Origin of the sequence: Rhodovulum sp. PH10 (genome assembly GCF_000293785.1) — a bacterium.
Lineage (GTDB): Bacteria > Pseudomonadota > Alphaproteobacteria > Rhizobiales > Xanthobacteraceae > Rhodoplanes.
Window position 1 is genome coordinate 1 of record NZ_AKZI01000248.1, and the last position, 811, is coordinate 811.

Consider the following 811-nt stretch of genomic DNA (forward strand, 5'->3'; position numbering starts at 1 on the left):
ACGTTCATTTCGCTGCTCCCATCGCGCCGGCGACATCCAACGCGGCGATCGCCTTCTGCCACTCGTCGGGCTCGACGCGGATGAAGTGATTCTTCTCGCGCGCCTCGAGGAACGGCACGCCCTTGCCCATCTTGGTGTCGAGCACGATCACCCGCGGCTTCGGCTCCGGGCAGTCGCGCGCCGCGTCGAAGGCGGCCAGCACGGCCGGCAGGTCGTTGCCGTCGATGCGCTGGACGAACCAGCCGAACGCCGCGAACTTCTCGTGCAGCGGCTCGAAGCCGAGAATGTCGAGCGAGGTGCCGTCGGCCTGCTGGCGGTTCACGTCGACCAGCACGATCAGGTTCGACAGGCGGTGGTGCGCGGCCGACATCGCCGCCTCCCAGGTGGCGCCTTCGTCCAGCTCGCCGTCGGACATCGAGTTGTAGACGAAGGCCGGGTTCTTCTTCTGCCGCAGGCCGAGCGCCATGCCGACCGCGATCGCCATGCCCTGGCCGAGCGAGCCGCCGGACATCTCCATGCCGGGCGTGTAGCTCGCCATCCCGGACATCGGCAGGCGGCTGCCGTCGCAGCCATAGGTCTCGAGCTCGTCCTCGGGAATGATGCCGGCCTCGATCAGCGCGGCATAGAAGGCGATGCCGTAATGCCCGTGCGACAGCAGGAAGCGGTCGCGCCCTTCCCATTCGGGCTCGCTCGGCTTCAGATTCAGCGCGTGGCAGTAGGCGACCGCGAGGACGTCGGCGATGCCGAGCGCCTGGGCGATGTAGCCCTGGCCCTGCACCTCGCCCATCCGCAGCGCGTTGCGGCGGATGTT

General features: G+C 68.4%; 1 protein-coding gene. It reads right to left on the reverse strand.

Translation table 11 applies throughout. The annotated features are described in order from the left end of the window. Positions 1-4 precede the first annotated feature (4 nt). The coding region (locus tag A33M_RS21840; protein ID WP_040622725.1) for a transketolase at positions 5-811 on the reverse strand (807 nt) is incomplete at its 5' end.